Here is a 17,363-nt window from a genome sequence, read left to right on the forward strand (position 1 = left end):
CCCCGAGATTCCGACGGACAGGGGCAGACCGGTCCGCTCGGTGATCAAGTGGATCTTCGACCCGTACTTGCCCCGGTCGACAGGATTCGGACCTGTCAGGTCCCCCTTTTCAGGGCCCGCATGTTCACCGAGTCGATCGCGCATCGGGACCAGTCCAACTCGCCACGGGAGCCGAGTTCGTCGAGGACCAGGCGGTGAAGCTTGCCCCACACTCTGGTCTTCGTCCACTCGGCAAATCGCCGATGCGCCGTCGCCCCTGACGGCCCGAACGACGCCGTAGGCAACTGCTGCCAGGTGCAGCCTGACGTGGCCACGAACACGATCGCGGCCAGCACCTCCCGGTCACCATGCCGACGTCGGCCACCACCCTGAGGCCGCGACGGCGCCTCCGGCACTACCCGCTGGAACAACTCCCACAACTCGTCCGGCACCAGCCGCTCAACGATCCCCACCACGACCGACAGCCTACCGAACCATCCAAATGAGATGACGTCTTAGGTGACTCGGTGCTCATGGGCGGGCTCAGTCTGTCACTCTGTCGGTGTCGTCAGCGGCGCATTGCTCGAACTGTCCAGGAGCCGCAGTGGGGTCCATTCCGATGCAGCGTGAGATCGCGGACCCCGGTACCGCCCCCTCGGGGAAGCGGCCGGGGGCGCGCACCCGGCTGCCCGGCAACCCGCTCGCCCCGGCCGCGGCCCGGCGGTTCGTACGGCTCACACTCGCCGAGTGGGCCGAACTGGGGCCGCTCCCCGGCGCGGTGCTCACCGACCGGCTCGCGGAGGATGCCGCCCTGCTGGTCAGTGAGCTGGTCACCAATGCGGTGGTGCACGCGGGGACGAACGTGGAGCTGGTCTGCCGCCTCGTGGAGCCGGAGGAGGACGGCGGCCTGCTGGACTACGCGGGGCAGGAGGGTGACGGTCACGGTGGCGGCTCGGGTGGCGGGCAGGGCATCGGCTCGGGTGGCGCGGAGAGTGGCGGCTCGGGTGCCGGCCGGGGCGGCTGTGCGCAGGCCGCCGCTCCGGACGTGCTGTTGGTGGAGGTTTCCGACCACCATCCGGCACGGCCGGTGCAGGGCGAGCCGCATCCCACCGGGGAGTACGGGCGAGGGCTCCAACTGGTCGGTGCGCTCGCCGAGTCGTGGGGCGTCAGCTATCGGCGCGGTCTGAAGACGGTGTGGTTCCGGCTGCCCGCGGTGAAGTCCGAGGACGCCGACGGACCGGACGCCTTCGCGGACTCCGACGGTCCCGGGACCTTGGCGGCCGGAGCGGTTGGGGAGGCCGGGGCGGCCGGGCTGTCGTCCGTCGACTGGGTCGCCCGGCGGGGGCCGAGTGCCGCCGTACGGGAGCTGGGGTCCGACTGGGTCAGCCGCGGCGCGCTGTCGTTCCTCGCCGAGGCGTCCGATCTGCTGGCCGGGCAGTTCGACGAGGAGAAGGTGGCCGCCCTCGCCGGGCAACTGCTCGTACCGCGGCTCGCGGACTGGTGCGCGGTCTGGCTGGACGGGGAGGGCGGGCGTGCTCCCGCCTCGGCGCCGCGGCTCGCCCGGGTCTGGCACGCCAGCGAGAGCCGTATCGAAGGGCTGCGGGCGGCGCTGGAGAAGGATCCGCCGCTGCTTCCGGAGGCGGCGCGGGGCTGGCCGGTTCCGTGGCCGTGGCCGGTGGTGCCGGGGGGACCGGTGGCGTCCGATGGAACGGTTGCGTCGGGTGGAACGGTTACGGCCGGCGGGACGGTTGCGTCGGGTGGAACGGTTACGTCCGGCGGGACGGTTGCGTCGGGTGGAACGGTTGTGCCGGACGGAATTGTGGTCCCTGGGGGACCGGGCGATCCTGCGTTGCCGGCCTCCCGGGAAGCCGCCGCGGACGGCCCCGAGTCGTACGAAGGTGGCGGCGGTTCGGCGCTCGCCTGCCGGCTCTTCGTGGGCGGCCGGAGCGTCGGCACACTGCTGCTCGGCCGCTCAGGGCTGACGCGTATCCCCGATGAAGTGACCGCGCTGGTCGAGGACTTCGCGCGGCGCGTCGCGCTCGCGGTCGCTGCCGCCCGGCAGTACACCCGGCAGGCCACCACGAGCCTCGTCCTCCAGCGGGGGCTGCGGCCGACCAGCATCGCCACGATCCCGGGCGTGGACACGCAGGTGGTGTACGAGCCGGCCGGAGAGGGAGCCTGGGTCGGCGGCGACTTCTACGACATCTTCCAGGCCGGAGACGGCCGCTGGTGCTTCGCACTGGGCGATGTGTGCGGGAACGGGCCGGAGGCGGCCGTCGTGACCGGGCTCGTACGGCCCTGGGTGAAGCTGCTGGCACACGAGGGATACAACGTGTCCGAGGTGCTCGACCGGCTCAACCGCATGCTCGTGGACGACGCGATGCAGGCGACCGAGGCCGCGGCGGCGGCGGTCGCGGCCGCGGCGGCGGTCGCCGACGGCGGGCCGCTGCCGGGCGAGGGCGCGCAGGTACGGTTCCTGTCGCTGCTGTTCGGGGAGCTGGTGGCGACGGACGAGGGGCCCGCCATGCGGTGCACCCTGGCCAGCGCCGGGCACCCGCTCCCGCTCCTCCTCCGCCCGGACGGCGAGGTGCGGGCGGCGGCGGCGCCGCAGGTGCTGCTGGGCGTGCTGGAGGACACGGCGTACGAGACGCAGACCTTCGACCTGGAGCCCGGCGACACGCTGCTGTGCGTGACGGACGGGGTCACGGAGCACCGTTCCGGCCGACGGCAGTTCGACGACGGCGACGGGCTGGCGGAGGCGCTGGCCGGGTGCGCGGGGCTGGGGGCGGCGGGCGTGGCGGAGCGGATCAGGCGCGCGGTGCACGAATTCGGGGACATGCCGCCGGAGGATGATCTGGCGCTGCTGGTGCTTCAGACGGTCGGGGGCGCGGGGCGGGGTGCTCCGGGGGAGCCGGTGTAGCACCGGAGGCCGCGTGGTTCGGGATGTGGTCGCGCGAAGGGGTAGTGCCTCGCAGACCCCGTCGTCCGGTGGCGGCGCCGTGGGGTGCTGCGCTCGGGGACAATGGGTCGTATGCCATCCGCACTGCCCGACGGCGAGCCCATGCCCCACGACGGGGCCCTGCCGCGTCACGCCCTGGACGGGGCCGCCGGCCGGCCGCTCGGTTTCTATCTGCACGTGCCGTACTGCGCGACCCGCTGCGGGTACTGCGACTTCAACACCTACACCGCAAGCGAGCTGCGCGGATCCGGCGGTGCTCTGGCCTCGCGGGACAACTACGCCGACACCCTCATCGAGGAGATACGGCTCGCCCGGAAGGTGCTGGGGGACGATCCGCGCCGGGTGGAGACCGTGTTCGTCGGTGGCGGTACGCCGACCCTGCTGGCGGCGGACGATCTGGGGCGGATGCTCGGCGCCATCAGGGACGAGTTCGGGCTGGCCGACGGGGCGGAGATCACCACCGAGGCCAATCCGGAGTCCGTGGATCCGCGGTACCTGGAGGAGCTGCGGCGCGGCGGCTTCAACCGGGTCTCCTTCGGGATGCAGAGCGCCCGGCAGCATGTCCTGAAGGTGCTGGACCGGACCCACACCCCGGGGCGGCCCGAGGCGTGCGTCGCCGAGGCGCGAGCCGCCGGGTTCCGCCATGTGAATCTCGACCTGATCTACGGGACACCGGGAGAGAGCGACGAGGACTGGCGGGCCTCGCTGGACTCCGCGATCGCGGCCGGGCCGGACCACGTGTCCGCGTACGCTCTGATCGTCGAGGAGGGCACGCAGCTCGCCCGCCGAATCCGGCGCGGCGAGGTGCCGATGACCGACGACGATGTGCACGCCGACCGGTATCTGATCGCCGAGGACATGCTGTCCGCCGCGGGCTTCGGCTGGTACGAGGTGTCGAACTGGGCCACGTCGGAGTCCGGGCGCTGCCGGCACAACGAGCTCTACTGGCGCGGAGCGGACTGGTGGGGCGCCGGACCGGGCGCGCACAGCCACGTCGGCGGCGTGCGCTGGTGGAACGTGAAGCATCCCGGCGCCTACGCGCAGGCCCTGACGGAGGGCCGGTCACCCGGCGCGGGGCGCGAGGTGCTGGCCGATGAGGACCGCCGGGTCGAGCGGATCCTGCTGGAGCTGCGGCTGGGCGAGGGCTGTCCGCTCACCCTGCTCGCCCCCGCGGGCGCGCGGGCCGCGGAACGAGCGCTGGCGGACGGGCTGCTGCAGTCCGGCCCCTACAAGGCGGGCCGGGCCGTGCTGACCCTGCGCGGCCGGCTCCTGGCCGACGCGGTCGTACGGGATCTGGTCGACTGACGGAGCTGCCCGCGGATGGGCCGGACGCCCGGATTCTGGCAACGCTCCGGGCGGCGGTGCGCTCGCGCCGAGATGCAGTGGCCTGTGAGGGCACGGGGAATCCTGTGATGTGAGCGACATCTGGCGGTGTTCGGCACGGTGCTGACCCACGTCATGACGGACCGACGGCGTCGACAGTTTCGAGGCCCGGGGCGTTCCGAGAGCCCGTCCCGGGAGGCCGCCCGGGACATCGCGCGGTCGATCACCGGGCGGTTCACCCGCGAAGCCATGGGCAGCATCCGCATGGACTTCGCCGCGGCCAACCCGGTGAGTCCCTGCTCGCGCATGATCCACAGTGCGGCCCGGGTACCCCGGAAGGTCGTGGTCAGGTTGAGGGCGATGCCTTTGTCCCACTCCTCGTCGGTGAGATCGACGATGGTGCTGCGTCCGCCGAAGCCGACGTTGTTGTGGACGATGTCGAGGTGGCCGTGGCCGGCGGCGACGCCGTCGAAGAGGTTGTCGATGAAGCCGGTCTCCGTCACGTCTCCCGCGACGGACTCGGCTGTCCCGCCGAATTCGGTGATCTCGGCCTCGACCTTGGAAGCACTGTCGGCGAACAGGTCATTGACGATGACATGCGCGCCGCGCCGCGCCAGCAGAAGCGCGGTCGCGCGGCCGATGCCCGAGGCGGCTCCGGTGACGATCGCCACCTTGCCCTTGAAGTCGGTCATTGCTCTTGTCCCGTCGATGGTGGTGCGAGCTACCCCTTTGGCTTGTGTGCCGGTGGACCGGCGCGGCGTGTCCCGCGATCAGGAGCACTGGCCCTGTCCGCTGGACAGGAGGTGGCGGTTGGCCCGGGCCCAGTCCCGGAAGGTGAGGGGGCGGATGCCCCACTGCTTTTCCAGGTCGTCCGCGAGGGGTGCGTGATAGCCGATCCGGCTGTCCCACAGCTGGCTGTGCACGACACCCGCAGCTATGCCCGCGTCCGTGGCCTCGGCGAGTGTGAGGCTGCGGTGGGTGTACGGGCGGCCGGTCTCCTCGCTGAGCACGGCGGCGATCTCGCCCATGGACAAGGCCTGTGAGGCCAGCTGGATGCTGTGGCGGGTGAAACGTTCCGAGTCGTCGACGGCGGCCACGGCGAAGGCGGCGATGTCGCGGGCCGCGATGTGCTGGACGCGGGCGTCGGAAGGGCGTGTGGAGTCCAGCCGGCCCGAGGTCATCCCGGGATACATGTGCCGCGCCTTGGTCCCTGCGAAGTTCTCCATGAACGCCACCGGCTGCAGGATCGTCCAGTGGCGGAACCCGGCCGCGCGTACCGTCTCCTCGATCTCCAGGCGCGCGCGGGCGTAGGGCTCGAAGCTGTATCCGGTACCGGGGTCGCCGAATCCCAGGTGCGCGGGCAGAGCTGCGACGGAGGATTGGACGAAGTGGCGCACTCCGTTCTCGCGGGCCGCCTCGATGAGCAGCCGGCCGATGCGGGCCTTTTCGGCCTCATCGGGCCCGCCCACCGGGACCGCGAAGACCGCGTCCGCTCCGTGCACCGCGCGGCGGACATCGTCGGGATCGGCGAGATCGCCGGCCATCACCTGGGCGCCGGCCTCGGCCAGCGTGCGGGCGCTCGGTTTGCCGGGATCGGTCACCAGCGCGCACACCGGGTGACCGCGCTCCAGGAGTCGGCGGGCGGTGTGGCCGCCCTGGTCGCCGTTTGCCCCGGTCACGAGAACGGTCATGCCCATGGTGTGCCTCTCAACGGATGGTCGTCTGGTGAGACACCTCGGCCCAACCCGGAACGGAAGCGACTCGATACGGTACCGTCCTAGTATGCACATGCCGCACCAACCGTCCCCCCGGCAGCGGCCCGCCGGCTCCGCGGGCCCCGCCCGCGATGCTGCCCGGGACGCCCGCATCACCGACGCCGCCCTCACCTTGCTCTCCGAGGGCGGCTACGAGGCTCTGACCATGGAGAAGACCGCCGCCCTCGCCGGGGTGGGCAAGGCCACCGTCTACCGCCGGTGGGCCACCCGCGCCGACCTGGTGGCCGACGCACTGGAAACCATCGGCTTCGCCGACCCGACCAGTGCAGAGCCCTCCAGCGAAGCCACCTCGCTGCGCGACGACCTCATCCACACGCTGATCCGCGTCACCGGATGCCTCGACCCCCAGCGCCACCGCCTGGTCACCGCCGGCCTCGAAGCGGCCCAACGCCATCCCGAACTCGCCGACTCCCTGCGCGTCCGCTTCACCGCCGCCGTCGATCAAGCCATCGCCGCGGCCGTCGCACGCGCTCACCGCAGCGGCGAAACCCTGCCCAGCCAACCGGCCGACACGATGACCACCGCCACCGTCATTGCCCTCCTGAGCTACCTGCCCGCACTCCAGGACCGGCCACTGGAGGCATGCGACTTCGAGGCCATCACCGACCGCGTCCTGCTGCCCCTCCTCAGGCGCCGGCACGAGCCGTGATCTGCGGGCCGCATGGGGCTGAGCACCGTGCCGGTCGTGGTCGCCAGTTACCAGATCCTCCTACAGCAACCACTACCGCAGCGGGCTGACGAAGCTGCTGGGCGTGCTGGACTTCCGCTCCTCCAACGACCAGCACAGGCCCGTCATGGAGGCACTGAAGCTGATCGAGCGGCACAAGGACTCCTCCAACACCTACCTGCCGCTCGGCGAGACGATCCCGCTGGAGAGGGTGGCGCGCAAGGACTGGATGGAGTTCGCGATCTTCACTCCCGACAAGGGGCCCAAGCGCGTCATGCGCACGGTGTACGAGGCGTGCGTCTTCCAGGCCCTGCGCGAGAGGCTGCGCTGCAAGGAGATCTGGGTGGTCGGCGCCGACAAGTGGCGCAACCCGACGACGACCTCCCGGATGACTTCGAGATGAGGCGCGCGGAGTACTACGACAAGCTGAACAAGCCGCGCGACGGGAAGGTCTTCACTGCCCAGCTGAAGAGCGAGATGCGCGCCGAGCTCGGCGCCCTGGACACCAAGCTGCCGAAACTCCCGTGGGTGACGATCAGCGGCAAGCACCGCAACAGGGCGATCAAGTTCACCGAGCCCGAGCCGCAGAAGGAACCGAAGAACCTGCGCAGGCTCAAGAAGGCGATCCGCAAGACGTGGGGCACCGTCGCTCTGATCGACATCCTCAAGGAAGCCGCCCTGCGCACCGGGAGAGCCCCCCATGATCCGCCGGTCCCCCGGGGACCCCGGGACCCGCCGGGCTCACGGAGCGGTGACGAAGTCGATCAGCTCCTCGACACGGCCCAGCAGAGTCGGCTCCAGATCCTTGTAGCTGCGGACCGGACCGAGGATGCGCTGCTTCCAGGCCGCCCCCGTGTTCTCCGGCCAGCCCAGGGCCCGGCACACGCCCGTCTTCCAGTCCTGTCCGCGCGGGACGGACGGCCAGCCGGGAATGCCCACCGAGGACGGCTTCACGGCCTCCCAGATGTCGATGTAGGGGTGGCCGACGACGAGCGTGTGGGCGTCCGTGACCTGCGCGGCGATCCGGGATTCTTTCGAGCCCGGCACCAAGTGGTCGACGAGGACGCCGAGGCGGGCGTCCGGGCCGGGCGAGAAGTCGCGGACGATGGCGGGCAGGTCGTCGATGCCCTCGAGGTACTCGACGACCACGCCCTCGATGCGCAGGTCGTCGCCCCAGACCCGCTCGACGAGCTCGGCGTCGTGCCGGCCCTCGACATAGATGCGCCCGGCGCGTGCGACCCTCGCGCGCGCTCCCGGGACGGCGATCGAACCGGACGCCGTACGGGCCGGGGCGCTCCCTCGCGCCTCCGCACGGGGGACGCCGGTCGCGGCCGAGGGGCGTACGAGCGTGACGACGCGCCCCTCCAGCAGAAAGCCCCGCGGCTCCATCGGGAACACCCGGTGCTTGCCGAACCGGTCCTCCAGGGTGACGGTCGGTCCCTGCGCTGTCTTCTCGCAGCGGATCACCGCGCCGCAGAAGCCGGAGCCGACCTCCTCGACGACCAGATCGGGCTCGGCGGGCACCTCGGGGGCGGGCCCCTGCTTCTTCCACGGGGGCGTGAGGTCCGGCCCGTACTCTCTGCTGCGCATTCGCCCGACAGTAGCGGCCCCCTTTCGGCTGATGCCCCCGAACCCCCGGAACGGGCCGCCGACTTACCGCAACCGATCAACTGCGGACTGGTTCGCTGCGGACTGGCTCAGCCAGAACCGATCCACCGGGGACTGGTTCGCTGCGGACTGGCTCAGCCCGAGCCGAATCCACCGGGGACCGGCTCACCGCGACCGACTCACCCCGAAGCGAAGCGGGCCGCCAGCTCCTCGCGCTGCGCCCGGACGAACCGGGCGTCCACCACGGCACCGTGCCCGGGCACGTACAGCGCGTCCTCACCGCCGAGCGCCACAAGCCGGTCCAGCGCGGCGGGCCACTGGCCCGGTACGGCATCGGGACCGGCCTGGGGCTCGCCCGACTCCTCCACCAGGTCGCCGCAGAAGACGACGCTGGGCCCGCCGTCGTGGCCGGGGACGAGCACCACGAGATCGTGACCGCTGTGCCCCGGGCCGACGTTCACCAGCACCGCCTCGCGCCCGCCACCCAGGCCGACCACCATGTCGCCGCTCACCAGATGGTCCGGCGGCACGAGCTGCTCCGCCGCCTCCGAAGCGGCGTCCGGGTCCACCCCGTGCCGCACCGCGTCCTCGCGCAGCGCCGCCCGCCTGCGGGGCCCGCCGAGCATCCGGTCCATGCCGACCGCCCCGTACACCTCCACCCCCGCGAAGGACGGAGCGCCGAGCACATGGTCGAAGTGCGGGTGGGTGAGTGCGAGATGTGTCACCCCGCGGCCGGTCAGATCCTGTGCCTGCCGGCGCAGCTCCGCGCCCTCACGCAGTGTTGCCCCGGCGTCCACCATCAGAACGCCCGACGTGCCCTGTACGAGGCCTGCCGTCGCGTCCCAGCCGGGCAGCCGGCGCCGTGCGACGCCCGGCGCGAGCTGCTCCCAGCCCGCCTCTTCCCAAGTGCGGTCCATGAGACGACGCTAGTAGCCGGGGGACCACCTTGCCGAGGGCGAGTTACCGTTGCCTGCTGCCGAGTCTCCCCACGAGGTGGGCCGCCCTTGCCCAGGTCGTACCACCCCGCCGTACACTGGCTCGGGGAAGCTGGCACTCCAATGCATCGAGTGCCAGGCAGAGCCACGGAACCACAGCTGGAGGTGTGCGCCATGCTCAGCGAACGCAGGCTCGAGGTGCTGCGCGCCATCGTCCAGGACTACGTGGGCACCGAGGAGCCGGTCGGCTCCAAGGCGCTCACGGAGCGGCACGGGCTGGGTGTCTCCCCGGCCACGGTGCGCAACGACATGGCCGTCCTCGAGGACGAGGGCTTCATCGCCCAGCCGCACACCAGCGCGGGACGTATCCCGACCGACAAGGGCTACCGCCTCTTCGTGGACAAGCTGGCGGGCGTCAAGCCGCTGTCCTCGCCGGAGCGGCGGGCGATCCAGAACTTCCTGGACGGCGCCGTCGATCTCGACGATGTCGTGGGCCGTACGGTCCGGCTGCTCGCGCAGCTGACCAGGCAGGTCGCGGTCGTCCAGTACCCCTCGCTGACGCGGTCCACCGTCCGTCACGTCGAGCTGCTGTCGCTGGCCCCGGCCCGGCTCATGCTCGTGCTGATCACGGACACCGGCCGGGTCGAGCAGCGCATGGTGGACTGCCCGGCGCCGTTCGGCGAGACCTCGCTCGCGGATCTGCGCGCGCGGCTCAACAGCCGGGTCGTGGGGCGTCGGTTCGCCGATGTGCCGCAGCTGGTGCAAGATCTTCCCGAGTCCTTCGACACGGAGGACCGGGGAACCGTCTCCACAGTTCTGGCGACACTGCTGGAGACTCTGGTCGAGGAGACCGAGGAGCGGTTGATGATCGGCGGCACCGCCAATCTCACCCGCTTCGGACACGACTTCCCGCTGACCATCCGGCCGGTGCTGGAGGCTCTTGAGGAGCAGGTGGTGCTGCTCAAGCTGCTCGGGGAGGCCAAGGACTCGGGTATGACCGTACGAATCGGGCATGAGAATGCCCATGAGGGGCTGACGTCCACATCGGTCGTCGCAGTCGGTTACGGTTCGGGAGACGAGGCAGTCGCCAAACTCGGCGTGGTCGGACCGACCCGCATGGACTACCCCGGAACGATGGGAGCGGTACGCGCAGTGGCACGTTACGTCGGACAGATCCTGGCGGAGTCGTAAGTGGCCACGGACTACTACGCCGTCCTAGGCGTGCGCCGCGACGCAGGGCAGGACGAGATCAAGAAGGCGTTCCGGCGCCTGGCTCGCGAACTGCACCCGGACGTCAATCCGGATCCGAAGACCCAGGAGCGGTTCAAGGAGATCAACGCCGCTTACGAGGTGCTGTCGGACCCGCAGAAGAAGCAGGTCTACGACCTCGGCGGCGACCCGCTGGCGGCAGGCGCGGGCGGCGGCGGCGCGGGTGGCTTCGGCGCCGGCTTCGGCAACTTCTCCGACATCATGGACGCCTTCTTCGGAACCGCCTCGCAGCGCGGGCCGAGGTCCCGTACGCGGCGCGGCCAGGACGCGATGATCCGGCTCGACATCGAGCTGGACGAGGCCGCGTTCGGCACGACCAAGGACATCCAGGTCGACACCGCGATCGTCTGCACGACGTGCAGCGGCGAGGGTGCGGCGCCGGGAACCTCCGCGCAGACCTGTGACATGTGCCGTGGCCGTGGCGAGGTGTCGCAGGTGACGCGGTCCTTCCTGGGCCAGGTCATGACCTCGCGGCCGTGTCCGCAGTGCCAGGGCTTCGGCACGGTCGTGCCGACCCCGTGCCACGAGTGCGCGGGTGACGGACGCGTACGGTCCCGCCGCACGCTGACCGTCAAGATCCCGGCAGGTGTGGACAACGGCACCCGTATCCAGCTCGCGGGCGAGGGCGAGGTCGGCCCGGGCGGCGGCCCGGCCGGCGACCTGTACGTCGAGATCCACGAGCTTCCGCACCCGGTCTTCCAGCGGCGCGGAGACGATCTGCACTGCACGGTGACCATCCCGATGACGGCGGCGGCTCTCGGCACGCAGTGCCCGCTGGAGACGCTGGACGGGCTCGAGGAGGTCGACATCCGGCCCGGCACCCAGTCCGGACAGTCGATCCCGCTCCACCAGCGCGGCGTCACGCACTTGCGGGGCGGCGGGCGCGGTGACCTGATCGTGCACGTCGAGGTCCAGACGCCGTCGAAGCTCGACCCGGCTCAGGAGGACCTGATGCGGCAACTGGCCAAGCTGCGCGGCGAGGAGCGGCCGGCCGGCCACTTCCAGCCGGGACAGCAGGGACTGTTCTCCCGCTTGAAGGACGCGTTCAACGGTCGTTGACCGGGTCGGTCGTCCGGTTGGCCGGGGCGTTCGGTCCGGCGGCCGGTCCGGTCGCCGGTGCGCGGGACGGTCCTCCGGGGATGCGTTCGACGGTCGTTGATCGTTCTGTTGATCCCGCCGCCGGTGCGCCGTCGGCTCGTCGCTGCTCCGCCGCCGGTCCCGGTCCGCCGGTCCCGCCCTGGTCCGGCCGCTGTGCTCGCCGGGCAGGCATACGGCCCCATTCGGTGCCATCCGGAGGGCGTGACACCATGTGGTCATGCCCTCCGCGCTCACCGAGTTCTCCCCGTACCCGATCGTGCAGGCCCCGATGGCCGGTGGCGGCTCCTGCCCCGAGCTGGCCGCCGCCGTGTGCGAGGCGGGCGGCCTCGGGTTCCTGGCCGCCGGTTACAAGACGCCGGAGGCCATGTACCAGGAGGTCAAACGGCTGCGGGGGATGACCGTCCGCTCCTTCGGCGTGAACCTCTTCATGCCCCAGCCCTCGACCGCCGACCAGGGCGCCATCGCGGTGTACCGCGAGCAGCTGGCGGGCGAGGCGAACTGGTACGAGACGCCGCTCGGTGACACCGACGGCACCCTGGACGACGCGTACGAGGGCAAGCTCGCGATCCTCCTCGACGACCCGGTGCCGGTCGTCTCCTTCACCTTCGGCTGCCCGTCCCGCCACGTCTTCGACGCTTTCGCGAAGGTCGGCACCCGGACCGTGGTCACCGTCACCACCCCCGCCGAGGCGCAGGCCGCCCAGTGGTCGGGCGCGGACGCCGTCTGCGTCCAGGGCATCGAGGCCGGCGGCCACCAGGGCACCCACCACGACGACCCGCACGCCGACGGCACCGGTACCGGTGTGGGACTGCTGACGCTCATCGCGCAGGTCCGCGAGGTCGTCAACCTGCCGATCATCGCGGCGGGCGGGCTGATGCGCGGGGCGCAGATCGCCGGCGTACTGGCCGCGGGAGCGATCTCCGCCCAGCTCGGTACGGCCTTCCTCGTCTGCCCCGAATCCGGCGCCAACGCGCTGCACAAGCGGGCCATGACCGACCCGCTGTTCCCCGGCACCGAGCTGACCAGGGCTTTCTCCGGCCGCCCGGCGCGCGGGCTGGTCAACCGGTTCATCCGCGAACACGGCCCGTACGCCCCCGCCGCTTATCCGCAGATCCACTACATGACCGCGGCGCTGCGCAAGGCCGCGGCCGCCGCCGGCGACCCGCAGGGCATGGCGCTGTGGGCGGGCCAGGGCCACCGGATGGCGCGCGAGCTGCCCGCCGGAGAGCTGGTCGAGGTCCTGGCGCAGGAACTGGACGCGGCGCGGGCGTCGTTGACGCTCGGGACGGTGTCGTGACCGCGCCGGTCTTCCTCGTCGACAGCGACCTGCTGCGCGGCACGACGATCATCCTGGACGGCCCCGAGGGCCGGCACGCGGTGTCCGTACGGAGGCTGCGAGCCGGTGAGGAGATCCTGCTGACCGACGGCGCGGGCAGCGGGGCATACGGCACCGTGACCGCTGTCGAGGGCAAGGACCGGCTGGAGGTCGCCGTCTCCGAGCTGCGTACGGAGCCCGAGCCGCGGCCCCGCATCACCGTCGTCCAGGCACTGCCCAAGGGCGACCGCGGCGAACTGGCCGTCGAGACCATGACGGAGACCGGTGTCGACGCCGTCGTCCCCTGGTCGGCCGCGCGGTGCGTCACGCAGTGGAAGGGCGAGCGCGGCGAGAAGGCGCTGCGGAAGTGGCGGGCCACCGCCCGAGAGGCGGGCAAGCAGTCCCGCCGCCTCCGATTCCCCGCGGTCACCGATCTGATGACGACCCGTCAGGTGGCCGCTCTGCTGGCGGACGCGGCGTTTGCGGCCGTACTCCACGAGGAAGGCAGCGAGCCGCTGGCCGCCGCGGAACTCCCCACAGAGGGAGACATCGTGCTGGTCGTGGGCCCCGAAGGGGGAGTCGGACCGGAGGAGTTGGCGACCTTCGCCGAGGCCGGCGCGAAGCCGTACCGGCTCGGCCCGACCGTACTGCGCACCTCCACCGCCGGGACGGCGGCGACGGCTCTGCTGCTGGGCCGCACGGGCCGCTGGGCCTGACCGGCGCGTGGTGCCCGTGCTCTGCCCGGCCGAATTGCGTGGCCGGACTGCGGGCGGCGCCCGCTGCGTGGCTCGGGGACCGGCCGTGTGGCTTGGGGGACTACGGCGTGGCTCACAGGACAGGCGGCGTGGCTGGCGGGACGGCGGCGTGGCTCGGGGACCGGCCGCGCTCGGGGACTACGGCGTGGCTCACAGGACAGGCGGCGTAGCTCGCAGGCCGCTCGCGGGACCACGACTGAGCGGCTCGCCGAACCGGAACCGGCGCCGCCGTGGTCACCGACCGTATGTCGATCTCCAACTGACCGGATTCGCTGGTAGGGACATCGGTACGTGATTAGGGTTGCGGACGTGACGCAGCCTTCGTACCTCCGGTTTCCGCATGTCCACGGCGAGTTGATCGCCTTCACCGCCGAGGACGACGTCTGGGCGGCGCCCCTCGACGGCGGCCGTGCCTGGCGGGTCAGCGCCGACAACATGCCCGTATCGTCCCCGCGGATCTCGCCGGACGGCGAGCACATCGCCTGGACCTCCACCCGTGACGGCGCCCCCGAGGTGCACATCGCCCCGGTCGACGGCGGCCGCTCCACGCGGCTGACGTACTGGGGCAGTTGGAAGACCGCCGTCCGCGGCTGGACCCCCCAGGGCGAGGTGCTGGCGATCAGTACCTACGGGCAGGCGTCCCTGCGCCGTACCTGGGCGCGGGCCGTTCCGCTGGACGGCGGCCCGGCCCGTACGCTCCCCTACGGCCCCGTCGGCGACGTGGCGTACGGCCCCGGAGGAGCCGTACTGCTGCTGTCGGCCACCATGGGACGCGAGGCCGCCGCGTGGAAGCGCTACCGGGGCGGCACGGCGGGCAAGTTGTGGATCGACCGGGACGGCGTGGGAAGCCCTCCGACGGAGGCCGGGGGAGCGTTCCAGCGCCTGCACGCGGACCTCGACGGCAATATCGAGTGCCCCCTGTGGGTGGGGGAGCGGTTGGCGTTCCTCTCCGACCACGAAGGGGTCGGCGCGGTCTACTCCTCCCTCCCCGACGGCTCCGACCTGCGCCGCCACACCCCCGTGGGAGACGGGGAGTCCGGGGGAGGCTTCTACGCCCGTCACGCGGCCACCGACGGCCGCCGCGTCGTGTACTCCTCCGCCGGTGAACTCTGGCTGCTCGATGACCTGGAGGGCGCCGAGCCGCGCCGCCTCGAGATCCGCCTCGGCGGTCAGCGCACCGACCTTCAGCCGCACCCGGTGCGCGCCTCCGCGTACCTCGGCGACGCCGGCCCCGACCACACCGGCCGCGGCAGCGCCGTCGAGGTCCGCGGCAGCATCCACTGGATCACCCACCGCGAAGGCCCCGCCCGCGCGCTCGCCGCCGAGCCGGGCGTACGGGCCCGGCTGCCCCGCACCTTCCTCGACGGACGCGGGCGGTCGTCCGGCGCGGCCGAGCATGTCGTCTGGGTCACCGACGCCGAGGGCGAGGACGCCCTCGAGTTCGCCCCCGCGGGCGGTGCGGCACCGGGCGCGGCCCCGCGCCGGCTCGCGGCCGGGCGGCTCGGCCGGGTCCTCGACCTCGCCATGGCCCCCGACGGGAGCCGCGCCGCCGTCGCCTCGCACGACGGCCGCGTCCTGCTCATCGAGCGCTCCTCGGGCGAGGTCCGCGAGGTGGCCCGCAGCGAGTACGGCGACGCCGACGGCCTGGTCTTCTCACCCGATTCCGGCTGGCTCGCCTGGTCCCACCCCGGCCCCGGCCCGCTGCGCCAGCTGAAGATCGCCAACACCACGGACCTGTCCGTCTCCGACGCCACCCCGCTGCGATTCAACGACTTCTCACCCGCCTTCACCGCCGACGGCAAGCATCTCGCCTTCCTCTCCGAGCGGGCCTTCGACCCGGTCTACGACGTCCACGTCTTCGACCTGGCGTTCGTGGGTGCCTGCCGCCCGCACCTGGTGACCCTCGCCGCCACCACGCCCTCGCCCTTCGGTCCGCAGCGGCACGGCCGCGCCGTCCACGACGACAAGTCCGACCGCGACGGCGAAGGCCGCGACGGCGATGACCAGACGGCCCCCGCCACCCGTATCGACCTCGACGGACTCGCCGACCGCACGGTGCCCTTCCCGGTCGAGGCCGCTCGCTACTCCACGCTGCGTGCCGCGGAGAACGGCGTGCTGTGGCTGCGGCACCCGCTGCGTGGCGTGCTCGGGTCCGCCCTGGCCGGCCCCGACACGGACGGCCCGACCACCTCGCTGGAGCGTTACGACCTCGCGCAGCGCAAGGCCGAGGAACTCGCCGGGGACGCCGACGACTTCGTGGTCAGCGGCGACGGCAAGAAGGTGCTGCTGTCGGTGAACGGCAAGCTGCGGGTCGTTCCGGCGGACAGCAAGTCCTCCGACGGCGACGACGAGGACAGCGACGACAGCATCACCGTCGACCTGTCCCGTATCCGGCTGACCGTCGACCCGGCCGCCGAATGGCAGCAGATGTACGCCGAGGCCGGGCGTCTGATGCGGGACAACTTCTGGCGGCCGGACCTCGGCGGCACGGACTGGGACGCCGTCCTCGACCGCTACCGTCCCGTCCTCGCCCGCGCGGCCACCCATGACGACCTCGTGGACCTGCTGTGGGAGGTCCAGGGCGAACTGGGCACCTCGCACGCGTACGTCGCCCCGCCCGGCGGGCCCGGCGACGCCCAGCACCGCCAGGGGCTGCTCGGCGCCGACATCGTCCGCGACGGCGACGCCGACGGCGCCGACGGGGCGGGGGAGGGAACCGGGCTGTGGCGTATCGAACGGATCCTTCCCTCCGAGACCTCCGACCCGCACGCCCGCTCCCCACTGGCCGCGCCGGGCGTGGCCGTACGCCCGGGGGACGCGATCGTGGCCGTGGACGGCCACCGGGTGGACCCCGTCGCCGGGCCGGGCCCGCTGCTGGTCGGCGCGGCCGGCAAGCCCGTCGAGCTGACGATCGCCCCGGCCGGGGGCGGCGACCCGAGGCACGCCGTCGTCGTGCCGATCGCCGACGAGGAGCCGCTGCGCTACCACGCGTGGGTCACCGACCGGCGCCGCTATGTGCACGAGCAGTCCGGCGGGCGGCTGGGCTACCTGCATGTGCCCGACATGGTCGGCTCCGGCTGGGCGCAACTGCACCGGGACCTGCGTGTGGAGGTGGCCCGCGAGGGCCTGGTCGTGGACGTCCGGGAGAACCGCGGCGGCCACACCTCGCAGCTCGTTGTCGAAAAGCTGGCCCGCCGGATCGTCGGCTGGGACCTGCCGCGCGGGATGCGGCCGATGAGCTACCCGCAGGACGCGCCGCGCGGCCCGGTCGTCGCCGTCGCCGACGAGTTCTCCGGCTCGGACGGCGACATCGTCAACGCGGCGATCAAGGCTCTCGGCATCGGCCCGGTCGTCGGTACGCGCACCTGGGGCGGCGTGGTCGGGATCGATCACCGGTACGACCTCGTCGACGGCACCTCCGTCACCCAGCCCAAGTACGCGTTCTGGCTGGAGGGCTACGGCTGGGGGGTGGAGAACTACGGCGTGGACCCGGACGTCGAGGTCGTCCAGACCCCCCAGGACTGGGCTGCCGGCCGCGACCCCCAACTCGACGAGGCGATCCGCATCGCGCTGGCGGCCCTCGCGGAGAACCCGGCAAAGACCCCGCCGTCCCTCCCCTGACCGCTCGTAGGGGGCGACGCGGAGCCCCGCGTGCGCCGGGCGGCGGCCGGTTCCGGAAC

13 protein-coding genes and 1 pseudogene are annotated in these 17,363 nt (G+C 72.3%); 9 read left to right on the plus strand and 5 right to left on the minus strand.

The genetic code is table 11. The features are described from left to right. A pseudogene (locus ABZW18_RS31750) lies at window positions 1-464 on the minus strand (IS5 family transposase); the annotation flags it as partial. A gap of 119 nt (window positions 465-583) precedes the next feature. Here ABZW18_RS31750 and ABZW18_RS31755 point away from each other — a divergent pair. After that, entirely contained in the window at window positions 584-2,899 is a 2,316-nt protein-coding gene (locus ABZW18_RS31755; RefSeq protein ID WP_356194247.1) for a SpoIIE family protein phosphatase, read from the plus strand. Between the two features lie 111 nt (window positions 2,900-3,010). Next, complete coding sequence (gene hemW / locus ABZW18_RS31760) at window positions 3,011-4,243, plus strand: radical SAM family heme chaperone HemW (protein ID WP_356194250.1); 1,233 nt, start codon at window positions 3,011-3,013, stop codon at window positions 4,241-4,243. On the opposite strand, the gene ABZW18_RS31765 is transcribed toward hemW, so the two are convergent. Together ABZW18_RS31765 and ABZW18_RS31770 are read right to left on the minus strand one after the other, a co-directional pair. Then, a complete protein-coding gene (locus tag ABZW18_RS31765) occupies window positions 4,165-4,953 on the minus strand; it encodes an SDR family NAD(P)-dependent oxidoreductase (protein WP_356194252.1) in 789 nt (262 codons plus the stop codon). The genes hemW and ABZW18_RS31765 overlap by 79 nt on opposite strands. 78 nt (window positions 4,954-5,031) lie before the next feature. Continuing rightward, window positions 5,032-5,952 carry an NmrA family NAD(P)-binding protein gene (locus ABZW18_RS31770; RefSeq protein WP_356194255.1) on the minus strand — a complete coding sequence of 307 codons (921 nt, stop codon included), beginning with the start codon at window positions 5,950-5,952 and terminating at the stop codon, window positions 5,032-5,034. Between the two features lie 91 nt (window positions 5,953-6,043). On the opposite strand from ABZW18_RS31770, the gene ABZW18_RS31775 reads away from it, so the two are divergent. Together ABZW18_RS31775 and ABZW18_RS31780 are read left to right on the plus strand one after the other, a co-directional pair. Then, the gene (locus ABZW18_RS31775; RefSeq protein WP_356194257.1) at window positions 6,044-6,685 is read left to right on the plus strand and encodes a helix-turn-helix domain-containing protein; all 642 of its coding nucleotides are present in this window, start codon (window positions 6,044-6,046) and stop codon (window positions 6,683-6,685) included. Between the two features lie 103 nt (window positions 6,686-6,788). After that, on the plus strand, window positions 6,789-7,106 hold the full coding sequence (locus ABZW18_RS31780; RefSeq protein ID WP_356194258.1) for a hypothetical protein: 318 nt from the start codon (window positions 6,789-6,791) through the stop codon (window positions 7,104-7,106). Window positions 7,107-7,444: 338 nt separating this feature from the next. Here ABZW18_RS31780 and ABZW18_RS31785 read toward each other — a convergent pair whose 3' ends face one another. Then, window positions 7,445-8,293 carry a DUF3097 domain-containing protein gene (locus ABZW18_RS31785; protein WP_356194260.1) on the minus strand — a complete coding sequence of 283 codons (849 nt, stop codon included), beginning with the start codon at window positions 8,291-8,293 and terminating at the stop codon, window positions 7,445-7,447. A gap of 197 nt (window positions 8,294-8,490) precedes the next feature. Next, the gene (locus ABZW18_RS31790) at window positions 8,491-9,228 is read right to left on the minus strand and encodes an MBL fold metallo-hydrolase (RefSeq protein ID WP_356194262.1); all 738 of its coding nucleotides are present in this window, start codon (window positions 9,226-9,228) and stop codon (window positions 8,491-8,493) included. Window positions 9,229-9,420: 192 nt separating this feature from the next. On the opposite strand from ABZW18_RS31790, the gene hrcA reads away from it, so the two are divergent. The 5 genes from hrcA (at window position 9,421) to ABZW18_RS31815 (ending at window position 17,304) form a co-directional block, all read left to right on the plus strand. Next, window positions 9,421-10,437: a heat-inducible transcriptional repressor HrcA gene (gene hrcA / locus ABZW18_RS31795; protein WP_356194264.1), complete on the plus strand. Its 1,017-nt coding sequence runs from the start codon at window positions 9,421-9,423 to the stop codon at window positions 10,435-10,437. Then, a complete protein-coding gene (gene dnaJ / locus ABZW18_RS31800; RefSeq protein ID WP_356194266.1) occupies window positions 10,438-11,574 on the plus strand; it encodes a molecular chaperone DnaJ in 1,137 nt (378 codons plus the stop codon). Window positions 11,575-11,830: 256 nt separating this feature from the next. Beyond that, entirely contained in the window at window positions 11,831-12,910 is a 1,080-nt protein-coding gene (locus ABZW18_RS31805) for a nitronate monooxygenase (RefSeq protein WP_356194268.1), read from the plus strand. Beyond that, window positions 12,907-13,644: a 16S rRNA (uracil(1498)-N(3))-methyltransferase gene (locus tag ABZW18_RS31810; protein WP_356194271.1), complete on the plus strand. Its 738-nt coding sequence runs from the start codon at window positions 12,907-12,909 to the stop codon at window positions 13,642-13,644. Before ABZW18_RS31805 ends, ABZW18_RS31810 begins: the two co-directional genes overlap by 4 nt. Before the next feature lie 348 nt (window positions 13,645-13,992). Beyond that, window positions 13,993-17,304, plus strand: a complete 3,312-nt coding sequence (locus ABZW18_RS31815) for a S41 family peptidase (RefSeq protein ID WP_356194274.1) — start codon at window positions 13,993-13,995, stop codon at window positions 17,302-17,304. Window positions 17,305-17,363 lie beyond the last annotated feature (59 nt).

It is taken from the genome of Streptomyces sp. NPDC004647 (assembly GCF_040609575.1).
Taxonomy (GTDB): domain Bacteria; phylum Actinomycetota; class Actinomycetes; order Streptomycetales; family Streptomycetaceae; genus Streptomyces.